This window comes from Zhongshania sp. (assembly GCF_029212375.1).
Lineage (GTDB): Bacteria > Pseudomonadota > Gammaproteobacteria > Pseudomonadales > Spongiibacteraceae > Spongiibacter.
On the sequence record NZ_JARGNU010000013.1, the window covers coordinates 1 to 12370 of the forward strand.

Genomic DNA, 12370 nt, shown 5'->3' on the forward strand with positions numbered 1-12370 from the left:
GGTTCAGTATGAGAAATTAGCAAATTAATGTGTCCGGTTTTGTTGACCAGAACACCGGTATCTGGTGGGGTAACCGTGAACGGCTTAGGTGGTGTACTGAATTCTGAATCAAGTTCAGAGTGACTAAATAGGGGGTGCGGTAGAATGACGTAATTTTGCATTCACACCCCCGTAAAAACACAGTCATGCCAGACTTACAAAAGCCGCCATTCTACCCCAGCCCCAATTTAGGGAGTTATGCAAATTGAGTTACTCCCATTCTATTGTAAATAAGCAATTTTTTCTCTTTAATTTCATATAGTTATTTTTATACATTTATCCAATACCATGAAAAATACCATGCTCAGAAATTTCCTAATATTTTTCAATTCTTATTGCTGAGTGGCTCGATCAACGACTATCGACGCGCAATGAAGGCTCCCAAAATCATATCCAATTACTAAGTTTTATGCAGCAGTGGTGTCGGGTGATTAAACTCTGTCTACCAACTGATGTTACATACCAAGCACAAATAAATGGTTTATCTCTCGATCATTTTCTGTGGCCACCCTGAACTATTATTTTCTTGTCAGCATCGATTCAATATGAAGCTCCATCGCAATACGCCCACGCAGCCCTCTGTGTTTTTCGTCGTCAAGCTTTCTAGCGAGCTCCACCGTTAATTGACTTCTATCAATCCGACAAAATCCAAGCCGTTCATAGAACGGAGCATTCCAGGGAACATCGCTAAATGTTGTCAACGTCACTCGCGGCAAGCCTTCTTTCCGCGCCCAGCACACGACTCTTTGAATCAGTGCTCGTCCCAGGCCCCGAACTTGATGCTCAGGCAGCACGTCAACTTCCACAATAAACGCGGTGTCGGCCTCCCGCACAACAATGATAAAGCCGACCGGTTGCTGCTCCTGTGTCAGTGCGACCCAAAGACGCCCCTGTTGCATGGCTTCAACCAGTTGCCCCAGCGGCACCACACTCACCCTTTCTTCAGGTGTAATAACATGGTCGGGAAACAGCCTGGCGGCAGAACGCTCGATAGACGCCAACTTTACAAGGTCTTCTTCCCGCGCTTTTTCAATCGTGTATTGATTCATAAAACACTATTTCAGTATTTCTGGCTGCTCATTCAAAATCTGCCACACACCACCGGCACTACTGATTCAGACATTTTTTTGTTAAGCGCTTCAGTTCTGGCAGAACATCCCTCGCAAACCAGAGGTTACGCGCCAGCCAGGTATAATTGCGTGGCGAAGGATGCGGCAAGGCAAAATATTCAGGCAAATGCTTACGCCAATTCTTCACCGTATCGGTCAAGGTTCTGCTTCTGCTAGCCAAATAATATTGCTGTGCGTATTGACCGATCAGGAGCGTCAACTGGATCTCTGGCAGACAGGCCAGTAATTCGGCATGCCACCGGGGTGCGCATTCCGGGCGCGGCGGCAGGTCGCCCGAACGTCCCTTGCCCGGATAACAAAACCCCATGGGCACAATCGCCACTTGGCTTTCGTCGTAAAAAATCTCCTGGCTTACACCCAACCAATCTCTCAGCCGCTCACCACTGGGGTCATCCCAGGGGATTCCACTCGCATGCACCCGTGCTCCCGGGGCTTGACCGATAATCAACAGGCGCGCTCCCTCAGCTGCCCGGACAACAGGTCGAGGGGAATGCGGCAAATGCCTAGCACACAACTCGCAGTTTCGCGCGTCATTGAGGACGTCGACCAGCTGAAAGTCAGTCACCTGGGATTCCTGAGAGTCATTTCTTTAGTTCGGGAAGCATTGATCACAACCACATCGATCTCGTTATTAACTTGCTATTTTCAAACTCAGCGCGGTATTTTTATTCCGTAGAAAATTATACAGCCGAGCTGGATAGTCCGGCATGACGGCCATTCGCACTGACTCCCGTGCTGCCAAATGTCGCCTCCATTCAAGCACCTTTGGACAGTGCTCGAAAAAACCGAACTCATCGATCTGCTCGAATACATCGAAATAACGAAAAACCGGCGCGAAGAATGCGTCCACCATGGAAAACCTGTCACAGGAGAAATAAGGCGCGGAAGATAGTTCGCTTTCCAGGCGTTGAAACTGAAGGGCCAGCGCATCACGCTTTTGGCTCAACACCGCGTTATCGGGCGCCGAATAAAATCCCGCTATGTTGTTTAAAATACTGGAACTGAATTCCATCCAGGATCGATGCTGCGCCCTCGCCAATGGATCTTCCGGGTGCAGGGCGCGAGGGAAGGCTTCTTCCAGATACTCACAAATCACTGCGGATTCAAACAACGCCCGTCCTCCCACATCCAGGACCGGTGTTTTTCCCAGCGGGGAAATCTCCAAGAACCATAGCGGCTTATTGGCGAGATCGACATCCCTCCGCCGATGATCTATATGCTTCTCCTCCATGACTATCGCCACGCGCTGGACATAGGGACACAGCGCATGACTGACCAAGGTCAACGAATGGTTCATAGGATATACCTCTGCCATTGTGTGAATAGTTTTTGACTTGGCCCCATGAAAAACCTCTCACCCAATGCAAATATTGCCGTGAATCACGGGGCTTACGCTACGAAAACCACTTATTTTCAAGCGACTCGATCCGTTTCCGGACGAAAAAGGTATCCGGCAAAAAGTATCGCCACCGCCAATCCGAGATGCAGCCAGCGATCCGCCTGGTTGATATGGATTATCCCAAGCAACATATCGCCCCTGGTGAAAAATCCGATGATCGCGACCAGGAAATACAACCCACCGATGACTTTGATCACCCGGTCTTCACGGCCAGCAAATACCAGGGCACTGACGATAAAGCCCAACCCGGTTATCAGGTGAACCAGATTGTGCGCCAGGTTCACCGCAAACAGGCCATGGGGGGATACCAGGGGATTAGGTATAAAACCCAACACGGTAACTGCAATGAATGTGAAGCCCAATGCCAGGGCAACATTGCGACTATTGAACATACCAAAACTCCTTATTGAATGATTGGTGAATATGACGGGACATCGTCCCGCCATATTTATCGCCCGAGTAACGTGCTGACCGCTCGATTAAAGCGACGCTGGCGATTTGTCCTTGATTTTTTTCCAGGTTGTATTGGCCGTCTTGATACGCCCAGGCACGTCTTTCAACCACTCGTCCTGAATCCCTGCATCCAGATTGAGGTACAGCGTGCCATCGACTACACGCCAGACCTCCGGGTCACCAATAAACTTTTTACCCACCGATACGCCGAATGCGCAGTAGCCACCGAATGCCGGTACATATTTTTCCGGGTTCGCCATAAACTGCTGCTGATTGGCTTTGCTGGAGAACAGATAGGTTGCACCTGCATGCTCGGCAACAAAATTACCGTTGCCTCGCAGGGGCCGCTTGCCGGTATGGTAGGACACCACGTCGTAACCCTGTACGGCAGGCGCGCTGTGGAGATAATCGCCGGCCATCGCCCCAAAGGAGATACCCAGCAGAGCAATCACGGCGAGTAATGTGTGTTTGATTTTCATTGTCTTAAACCTCGTCTTAAATCTCAAAAATTAAACTAAACCGCCCGACTCAGGGAAGATGTCGAAACCAGTGGGAAATCGACCTCCGTATCGGCGATATGATTGAAGTAGTTGGTGAAAATATTCATGCAGGTAACGGCGATAATCTCGACGATCTGGCCATCGGAAAAACCGGCCTGCCTGACAGCCGCCAATTCACTATCGGCGACACGACCCCGCTGATCCACGATGGCAGCAGCAAAGGACAATGCCGCCTGGGTAGTGGTATCAGTCGATTGCGCCTTCAGGTTGTTGGCCAGCTCGGACTCCGCAACCCCCGCCCCCTTACCCAGAAGCGTATGGGCAGAAGCGCAGTAGTCGCACTGGTTTTTACCTGCTGCGACCAGGGCAATCTGCTCACGTAACTTCGGGTCAAGGTCACCGGAAGCCAGGGCCGACATCTGTTTCAGATAGGCATCAAGCACCGCCGGCGACTGGGCGAGCGTCTTGAAGATATTCGGGACAAGTCCCAGCTGGCGCTTAACTGCGTCCAGCAACTTTCGCGCAGCGTCACTGGCCTGTTCTGGTTGGACTGGTTGTATTCGTGCCATTTCAAAATTCCTCTCGTCATCTGATAAGGAGACCGATATTGATCTCCGGAAATATAATCACCTAACAGAGAGAGTTTATTAATATCGAAAAAACCTTATTAAATACTTATTCGTATTTTTTTATACACGATTAAATTTATTGCTGAGCAGCGGCGCCACATAGCGCTTCCATAACCGGGTGCACACACGCAGGCGGTTGGCCCGCGACAACAACTGCAATTCTTCGGCGCTCGGCGGATCTTGCGCGACCGCAAACTGCATGCGCAAACGAAGCACCTTTGCCCTGTCAGTCAATACCAGTTTGGAAAAAAGGAACTTGCCGAGAAGAGACAAAGGCCCTCTCCCCTTCGGCCTGAAATGGACCGATGCGTAGTCGATTAGATACAACTTGCCCCGGGTGTCTATTATTATATTGCGCAAGCGCAAGTCATTGTGGGTCACGCCGCGTTGATGTAACAGGGACACACTTCGTGCCAGCTGACTGTCGATGCCTGCCCACCCCCCAAGATCGCGCCGATCAGGGTGGCGGCCGTTTATGACCGCCATCGCCAAACCATACCTACCGTGGCGACCATAGAATTCAGGCACACCGGGCACGCCCTGCAACCGCTCCAGGGCCTTGATCTCCCTGCTCAGCAAAATACGGCACACCGTCGCGCGCAAAAGCGGATGAGCGTGGTCGTAGCTTTTGACGACCAGCACCACGTCCCCACAAACAAACCGTCCCACATGGGCCTTAAATGATGAGGGGGCCGACTGAAGCCGTCGGTCTTCGTAGCAACCCACCTAATAGGCTAGCTTGCTGGAGACCTGAAAATCCGACAGATGCATAAAATGTGGCACTCCTTTTTAACAACATCACCCGTACAAAATGGCAGACCACATTGCACACGGCATAAAAGAGTGTATGATTTCAGCAGTATCTCGCACGAACCATACTTAATAGCCCTTCAATCACACTAAATCGTATTTTATTTTAATGGACGCATTAACCGATATTCTCAATACCCTGCGCCTGAAAAGCAGCCTCTACTTCCGCACCGAACTGACGGCGCCCTGGGGAATTCAGGTTCCCCCCAAGGGTCGCGTGGCGCGATTCCATATCGCTATTCGTGGTCAATGCTGGCTGCGAATCGACGGGCAGGACGAGGACGTGTTTATGGCCAACGGCGACCTGGTGATTATTGCCCATGGTGCCAGCCATATCCTCGCGGATTCCCAGGAGACGCCCCCAACCGATCTGGCAGACGTGTTTGAGGCAATCGCCTATCCCGGCAGCGGGCCGTTGGTCTATGGCGGTGGCGGCGCCGGCTGCTGCCTGGTCTGCGGCGAATTTGCTTTCGATGACCGAGAAAATCATCCCCTGCTGGATAACCTGCCACTGCTACTCAAGGTTACCGGAGACCAAAGCTACAACTCCAAATGGCTGGACTGCGTCATCGGTTTTATCGCCCATGAAGCGGCCAACCTGGACCCCGGCGCCAATGCCATTATTGACCGCCTGTCGGAAATTATTTTTATCCAGGTCATTCGGGCCACTCTGGCCTCAGCCAGTAAGCCAATTCCTTTCCTTTCAGCCTTTACCGACCCGAGAGTCAGCCGGGTCCTTTCCGAGATCCACAGTGATCCGGCCGCGGACTGGAGTGTCGAATCCCTGGGCCGCATTGCCAACATGTCGCGCTCGGCCTTTTCCAATCGATTCACAGAGCTCGCGAATATGACACCCCTGCAATACGTTATTTTTGTCCGCATGCAGATAGCGGCTCGCCTCTTGGTCGACACCAATGACTCATTGCCGGCCATTGCGGAAAATGTTGGCTATAAATCCGAAGCTGCTTTCAGCCTCGCCTTCAAGCGGCAATTCGATGTCAGGCCCGGCGAGTATCGTCGCAAGCATAAGGCCGCTGCAGCCGCCTGACCCGGTGCCTGGTGGCACATGCGCCCAAACCAGATTCTGCCGACGTCGCTCACCTTGCTCAGGGTCTGATGAGAATGGCGGCGCTTACTTAAGTGATTGGGTGCTCGGAAAACCGGTCAGCACTACCGGTAAGACGGCTTACCGTGAACTCAACAACTGCTTCGCCATTTTCTTGGCGAGCAGCGCGGCATCGCGATCACCACGGGTATGCGCGCGCACAATGGCACCATCGACCAGCAGTGCCAGCTGCTCGGCCATTAACTGTCTTTGCCGCCGGCCAGAAATCTCCATCAGGCTGTTTTCGATCAAGTCCTGAATCGCGGCTTTATGTTCAGCGGCCAGCATGTAAATCGCATGTGTTTGTTCAGCATATTCAGCGCTGGCATTGATAAAATTGCAGCCAGAAAAGTGATCGCTGTGAAACCACGGGTCCAATACATCAAAGATCGCCAATGTCGATGACTTTCCAACGGTTCTGGCTTGTTCAATGGCCTCGCCAACTGCCTGTATCAATTGCTCATGCCGTTGTTGTAAGACCGCAACGACCAGCTCGTCCTTGGTACGAAAGTGTTTATACAGGGTCGCCTTTGAAACCCCGGATTCAGCCAGTATCCGGTCAATACCGGTAGCGTGGTAACCATATTCATTGAAAAGCCGATAGGCGGTATCCATCAAATGTTGTTTGCGCGGCTGCATGGTCGGTGTTTTCCTGGAGGATAAAAGCAACGACAGGATACAGAAAAAAGCTTGACATGAACAGATCTGTTCACCTAACCTGCGCCCAGAGTGAACAGAATTGTTCACCCTCTTGAACTTTATCATCGGAGGGATACCCATGCACCAAAGTACTCAAGGCATTCACCACCTGGGACTAACGGTAAAAGACATCCACGACACATGCGGATTCTTTTGCGATCGAGTAGGTTTTAAAGTCGTCGGCGAAAAGCCGGATTATCCGGCGATATTTGTCAGCGACGGCACAATCATGTTGACGCTCTGGCAGGCCAAGAGCGATAACCCGACGGTTTCTTTTGACCGTCACCACAATATTGGGCTGCATCATTTTGCACTCAGGGTCGCAGATCACAAGGCTCTGGAGGTACTGCACAACAGGCTTGAAGGTCTGGCTGGCGTTGATATTGAATTCAAACCTGAACCCCTGGGACAAACCGATATCATGCATATGATGTGCACCATACCGGGAGGCATCAGGGTCGAGTTTATTACCACCGGCTGAGACTGCACTTTGAATAGTCATACACAAGATACCTGGCACCCCGGTGAACTGAGCGTACAAACCCGTGCCGGTGTACAGGAAAAAATGTCCCGCCTCGGGCCGAGACTGATACGGAACTACATGCCGGAACAGCACCGGGAATTCTTCGCCAGCCTCCCCATGGTAATTCTCGGCAGTGAAGATAAAGACTGTCACGTCTGGGCCAGCCCGCTATTCGGCGATCCTGGTTTTATCCGGTCACCCTCCTCCCAACAACTCATTATTGATGCATCAAGCTATTATTCGGAGACGATTCTTCCGCACCTGCAAGTTAGCTGTCAGCTGGGATTGCTCGGTATTGACCTTGAAACGCGTCGCCGCAACCGACTGAACGGCATTGTTGTCAAAAAGGACCAGAATCAGGTCACTATCGATGTTCAACAGAGTTTCGGTAATTGCCCCCAGTATATTCAGCCACGTCGGCTACAAGCCCAACCGCGCGAGGGCAAAATCACTACCGAATGCTTCAACAACTGGAGTAGCGAGTTGCAAGACGTCATTACCAGGGCCGATACCTGCTTTATTGCCAGCGTCTATTCAAGCGAGCGCGCTGACAAAAGCTCCGGCATGGATGTTTCCCATCGCGGAGGCCAGCCCGGATTCCTTGGCTTTGACGATCATCATCGACTAATCATCCCCGATTATCCTGGCAATTCGTTTTTCAACACGATTGGCAACCTGACGGTTGACCCCCGGGCCGGTTTGCTCTTTCTAGATTTTCAAGGAGGAAACATCATCACCCTGACCATGACCGCCGAGGTAATCTGGGAAACGGAGGATCCAATCCTTTGCGGAGACCACGACAGAATGATTCGATTGTCACTAAAGGAGGGCTATGTTATCCACAATGCCCTTCCCTATCGCTGGGAATCAATGGGTAATGCGATATGAGCTCGATTGAATATAGAGTATTAAATCAGGTCAATCCCGACCCGTTATTATCCCTGTTAAACAAGAAAAGAATCCGGTCTCATTTGGTGAGTCACCAACGCTTTGACAGGGAATCGTTACAATTATGGATCAAGACAAAAATCGAAATGGATGCGACTCCCGGCTGTCGAGTGCGAGCCATTATGGTTGATGGTCACTGTATCGGCTGGTGCGGTATACAGCACGACAGTGGCGAATATGAAATCGCCGTTGTGTTGGATGACAGTCACTGGGGACTGGGACGAAGAATATTCCGTGACCTCATGACCTGGGCAAAAGAGCTGGGGCATAAAACGGTATCCATTCATTTCCTCCATACCCGACCGGAATATAAATTCCTCAAGAAAATTGCACAAAGCATGCACGAAAGCCAAATACTCGGGAACAGGTTTACGACATATACGCTGGCGGTGGAATAACTTTTTGCTCCAGGAATAAGCGGTATATTTATCGGGGGTTGAGCGACATTCTTTTTGCAATCGTCTTTTTACAATAGCCCCTGCTCGATGTGATCACCAATCAGCACAGCCCATTACGCAACTCTCCCAAAGCACTCTTCAATCGCCCCGCCAGTTGCCTGGTTAACTCTCCTGCCGAAACCTCTTTACACCCTGTCGTGTTTTGCCCTGCCCATAACGGTGAGAAATCGCCACTCGCGTGGCTCTCTGCTATGACGCGAAACGGCGCAATAGCAGATGGGCTATACCATGCAATTTTCATGGGATTCGACCAGCGTGGAAAAGGTAAAGCAAATTGAAGCTGTACTGGTATACCAGGTTTCCCGATTGTTCCAGACCGTGCGCAGTTCAGATTCCTTGATACCATGCCAGCATTAATATGCCTCTCATGGTGCAAACTCTTTCTGCCTTGCTACCCTCACTCATACCATGAGAAATGCAGTTGATGATACAGATTATATTATCAATTGGAGTTATTTTATTTCTATATTTCAATGGGTTACAAATTTCCGTCACTCCCACTCAATGGTCGCTGGTGGCTTGCTGCTTACATCATAGGCTACGCGTGAAACTTGTTTTATCTCGTTGATAATGCGGTTTGAAACTGTCTCTAGCAGCTCGTAAGGTAGGTGCGCCCAGCGCGCGGTCATGAAGTCGATGGTCTCTACAGCGCGCAGTGCAATCACGTATTCATAGCGGCGGGCGTCCCCTACTACACCAACCGATTTCACCGGCAGGAACACGGCAAAGGCTTGGCTGGTTTTGTGGTACCAGTCGGCGCGGTGCAGCTCTTCTAAGAAGATGGCGTCGGCTTCGCGAAGAATATCGGCATATTCTTTTTTCACTTCGCCTAAAATCCGCACACCCAAACCTGGACCAGGGAAAGGATGGCGATAGACCATATCGTAAGGCAGGCCTAGCTCTAAACCAATGCGGCGCACTTCGTCTTTAAAGAGTTCACGCAGTGGTTCTACCAAGTCCATCGCCATATCGTCTGGCAGGCCGCCGACATTGTGGTGAGATTTTATGACGTGGGCTTTGCCGGTTTTTGAGGCGGCAGATTCAATCACGTCGGGGTAAATTGTGCCCTGTGCAAGGAAGTTAACATCCTTGAGGGTGGTGGCTTCTTGATCGAAAATTTCGATAAAAGTATTGCCGATGGATTTACGTTTTTTCTCTGGGTCGGCTTCGCCGGCCAGCTTGCTTAGAAACGCTTCTTCGGCATCGACGCGAATCACTTTCACGCCCATGTTTTTGGCGAACATTTCCATCACCTGATCGCCTTCGTTTTTACGAAGCAGGCCGTTATCAACAAACACGCAAGTAAGCTGGGTGCCAATGGCCTTGTGCAATAAGGCTGCCACTACTGAACTGTCTACGCCGCCGGAAAGACCCAGCAATACTTTTTGATCGCCGACTTGGGCGCGCACTTTGGCAATGGCGTCTTCAACAATATTGGCGGGTGTCCACAGTGCTTCGCAGCCGCAGAGTTTCAGCACAAAATGTTCGAATATACGCTGGCCTTGCAGAGTGTGAGTCACTTCGGGGTGAAACTGCACACCATAGAATTTCTTGGCTTCGCACTGCATTGCCGCAATTGGGCACGATGGTGTAGAGGCCAAAACTTCAAAGCCTTCGGGCAGGCGAATAACCTTGTCACCGTGGCTCATCCACACATCAAGTAACGCCTTGCCGTCTTTACTGTCGATATGGTCAGCAATATCGGCGGTTAGCGCGCCAGCGGTTTCCAGTTTGATTTGGGCATAGCCAAATTCGTGAACTGGCGAGCCTTCGACTTTGCCGCCCATTTGCTCGGCCATGGTCTGCATGCCGTAGCAAATGCCCAATACCGGCACACCCAGTTCGAATACCAATTGTGGCGCTCGTGGCGAACCAGCTACCGTTACCGACTCAGGCCCACCCGCCAAAATAAAGCCTGAGGGTTTGAATTCTTGGATATCTGCATCGTCAATATCAAAGGCGCGGATTTCGCAATACACGCCAATTTCACGAATACGCCGTGCAATCAGCTGGGTGTACTGAGAGCCAAAATCTAGAATCAATATACGGTGGGCGTGGATATCTGGGATTGACACGGCAATTCTCTCAACAAGGTTCACGGCAAATGTGAACATAAATAAAACAGCAAACCCGCTGCGGTAGCGGGTTTGTTAATTCAAAAAAATAACGGCCATTAGCCCCTAGGTAGGGTAGTTAGGCGCTTCTTTGGTAATGCTCACGTCGTGTACATGGCTTTCATTCATACCCGCCGAGGTCACCCGTACAAACTCTGGGTTGTTACGCATAGCTTCAATATCGAGACTACCGGTATAACCCATTGCTGAACGCAAGCCGCCCATTAACTGGTGAACAATCGCGGCCAGCGGGCCTTTGTAGGCAACGCGGCCTTCAATGCCCTCGGGCACGAGTTTCTCTGCGCCGTCGTCGGCACTTTGGAAATAGCGATCGCTGGAACCTTGGGTTTTGGTCATTGCGCCCAATGAACCCATACCGCGATAGGATTTGTAGGTACGGCCTTGGAATAGCTCGACCTCACCTGGCGCCTCTTCGGTGCCAGCGAACATCGAGCCCATCATAATGCAGTTTGCACCGGCAACCACGGCCTTAGACAAATCACCAGAAAAGCGAATACCGCCATCGGCGATGAGCGGTACGCCGGTGCCTTTAAGGGCGGCTGCAACGTTAGCAATAGCGCTAATTTGCGGAACACCCACGCCAGTCACAATCCGAGTAGTACAAATTGAGCCAGGGCCGATGCCGACTTTTACCGCATCGGCGCCAGCTTCGAGTAACGCCAATGCCGCCGCGCCAGTCGCAATATTACCGCCGATCACGTCAACCTGAGGGTAGTTCTCTTTAATCCAGCGCACCCGATTTAATACATTCATGGAATGGCCGTGCGCAGTGTCAACCACCAATACATCTACACCAGCGGCAACCAGTGCGGCAACGCGGTCGTCGGTGTCGGCGCTAGTGCCAACTGAGGCGCCAACCCGCAATTGACCTGAGCTGTCTTTGCAGGCGTGGGGGTAAGTCTGGGCATTGTTCATGTCTTTAACGGTGATCATGCCGGTCAATTTAAATTCGTCATTGACCACCAAGACTTTTTCAATGCGGTGACGGTGCAGCAGCTCTCTTGCCACCGCCATATCTACGCCCTCTTTAACGGTGACCAGTTTTTCTTTGGGGGTCATCATGCTAGAGACAGGAACGTTTAGTTCTTCTTGAAAGCGCACGTCGCGGCTGGTGACAATACCAACTAGCTCGCCTTTATCGAGTACCGGAACGCCGGAGATTTTGTGACGGCGGCGCAGCTCAAACAATTCGCTGAGTGGCGCGCTGGCCTCTATGGTAATTGGGTCTTTAACAATGCCGCTTTCGTGCTTTTTAACCGCGCGCACTTCTTGGGCTTGCTGAGCAATGGTCATGCTCTTGTGAATAATGCCAATACCACCTTCCTGAGCGAGGGCAATGGCCAGCGCGCTTTCAGTGACGGTATCCATTGCGGCGGACACAAGGGGAATATTCAGCGAGATATTACGAGTCAGCTGAGTTTTTAGGCTAACGTCTTTAGCGGTAACCTCGGAGTAACCTGGGAGCAGAAGAACATCATCAAAGGTGAGTGCTTCTTGGGCAATACGTAGCATAAATAGATTCCAATGCCGGTGGCTAGAATC

The 12370-nt window shown here is 51.2% G+C and carries 14 protein-coding genes; 4 read left to right on the forward strand and 10 right to left on the reverse strand.

All coding sequences use genetic code 11. The annotated features are described in order from the left end of the window. Window positions 1–557 precede the first annotated feature (557 nt). The 7 genes from P1U47_RS13205 to P1U47_RS13235 form a co-directional block, all read right to left on the reverse strand. Complete coding sequence (locus tag P1U47_RS13205; RefSeq protein WP_301029509.1) at window positions 558–1088, reverse strand: GNAT family N-acetyltransferase; 531 nt, start codon at window positions 1086–1088, stop codon at window positions 558–560. Between the two features lie 58 nt (window positions 1089–1146). After that, on the reverse strand, window positions 1147–1734 hold the full coding sequence (locus P1U47_RS13210) for a uracil-DNA glycosylase family protein (protein ID WP_301029511.1): 588 nt from the start codon (window positions 1732–1734) through the stop codon (window positions 1147–1149). A 66-nt stretch (window positions 1735–1800) separates the two neighbouring features. Beyond that, complete coding sequence (locus P1U47_RS13215; RefSeq protein ID WP_301029512.1) at window positions 1801–2466, reverse strand: glutathione S-transferase family protein; 666 nt, start codon at window positions 2464–2466, stop codon at window positions 1801–1803. A gap of 116 nt (window positions 2467–2582) precedes the next feature. Continuing rightward, window positions 2583–2960 (reverse strand): DUF4383 domain-containing protein, encoded by a 378-nt coding sequence (locus P1U47_RS13220; RefSeq protein WP_301029514.1) that lies wholly within the window; start codon window positions 2958–2960, stop codon window positions 2583–2585. 87 nt (window positions 2961–3047) lie between these two features. Beyond that, window positions 3048–3500 (reverse strand): YHS domain-containing (seleno)protein, encoded by a 453-nt coding sequence (locus P1U47_RS13225; protein ID WP_301029516.1) that lies wholly within the window; start codon window positions 3498–3500, stop codon window positions 3048–3050. A 35-nt stretch (window positions 3501–3535) separates the two neighbouring features. Continuing rightward, a complete protein-coding gene (locus tag P1U47_RS13230; RefSeq protein ID WP_301029517.1) occupies window positions 3536–4090 on the reverse strand; it encodes a carboxymuconolactone decarboxylase family protein in 555 nt (184 codons plus the stop codon). 120 nt (window positions 4091–4210) lie between these two features. Continuing rightward, window positions 4211–4792, reverse strand: a complete 582-nt coding sequence (locus P1U47_RS13235; protein WP_301029518.1) for a hypothetical protein — start codon at window positions 4790–4792, stop codon at window positions 4211–4213. 277 nt (window positions 4793–5069) lie between these two features. Between P1U47_RS13235 and P1U47_RS13240 the strand changes: the two genes are divergently transcribed. After that, complete coding sequence (locus P1U47_RS13240) at window positions 5070–6008, forward strand: AraC family transcriptional regulator (protein ID WP_301029520.1); 939 nt, start codon at window positions 5070–5072, stop codon at window positions 6006–6008. A gap of 138 nt (window positions 6009–6146) precedes the next feature. Here the strand turns inward: P1U47_RS13240 and P1U47_RS13245 are convergent, their stop codons facing one another. Beyond that, complete coding sequence (locus P1U47_RS13245) at window positions 6147–6830, reverse strand: TetR/AcrR family transcriptional regulator (RefSeq protein WP_301029521.1); 684 nt, start codon at window positions 6828–6830, stop codon at window positions 6147–6149. 13 nt (window positions 6831–6843) lie between these two features. On the opposite strand from P1U47_RS13245, the gene P1U47_RS13250 reads away from it, so the two are divergent. From P1U47_RS13250 to P1U47_RS13260, 3 genes are all read left to right on the forward strand, one after another. Beyond that, the gene (locus P1U47_RS13250) at window positions 6844–7245 is read left to right on the forward strand and encodes a VOC family protein (RefSeq protein WP_301029523.1); all 402 of its coding nucleotides are present in this window, start codon (window positions 6844–6846) and stop codon (window positions 7243–7245) included. Window positions 7246–7365: 120 nt separating this feature from the next. Beyond that, a complete protein-coding gene (locus P1U47_RS13255) occupies window positions 7366–8175 on the forward strand; it encodes a pyridoxamine 5'-phosphate oxidase family protein (RefSeq protein ID WP_301029524.1) in 810 nt (269 codons plus the stop codon). Further along, the gene (locus P1U47_RS13260) at window positions 8172–8633 is read left to right on the forward strand and encodes a GNAT family N-acetyltransferase (protein ID WP_301029526.1); all 462 of its coding nucleotides are present in this window, start codon (window positions 8172–8174) and stop codon (window positions 8631–8633) included. The genes P1U47_RS13255 and P1U47_RS13260 overlap by 4 nt, the downstream gene beginning before the upstream one ends. Before the next feature lie 551 nt (window positions 8634–9184). On the opposite strand, the gene guaA is transcribed toward P1U47_RS13260, so the two are convergent. Then, window positions 9185–10768, reverse strand: a complete 1584-nt coding sequence (guaA, locus tag P1U47_RS13265; protein ID WP_301029527.1) for a glutamine-hydrolyzing GMP synthase — start codon at window positions 10766–10768, stop codon at window positions 9185–9187. A 105-nt stretch (window positions 10769–10873) separates the two neighbouring features. Then, on the reverse strand, window positions 10874–12340 hold the full coding sequence (gene guaB / locus P1U47_RS13270) for an IMP dehydrogenase (protein WP_301029529.1): 1467 nt from the start codon (window positions 12338–12340) through the stop codon (window positions 10874–10876). Window positions 12341–12370: the final 30 nt, after the last annotated feature.